Raw genomic sequence first — 383 nt, forward strand, 5'->3', positions numbered from 1 at the left:
AGCACTGCCCCCAATAGCCTGACTTATTGAGAAAAACATACCCACAAACTGAGAACTTACCTAGAAAAAAACAAAAACACCGAAATATGACACACACCCAACCCGATCCGGCTGCCTTGGCTCGTCGACCAGAGCGTGCCGCACGTCCAAGAGGTACGGCGACCCCGCCCAGGTGTTAACGCCAGCTGAAAATGGGGCCTCGACTGCCACTTAAAGACAGGGCTACGAACCATCATGGAGGGTGCACGGTCCGGGAACATCCCTGACACTGTGTTGTGGGGAGAGGCCGGACACCCTAGGGACTGTCCCGGGTTTCGTTGACTCTCAGGGTCTAGTGTTTCTAGGCCGCTCTGAGGTCGGTATTCATTGTCCCAAACTCGATC

Origin of the sequence: Arthrobacter sp. GMC3, from assembly GCF_002929305.1 — a bacterium.
In the GTDB taxonomy this organism is placed as follows: Bacteria; Actinomycetota; Actinomycetes; order Actinomycetales; family Micrococcaceae; genus Specibacter.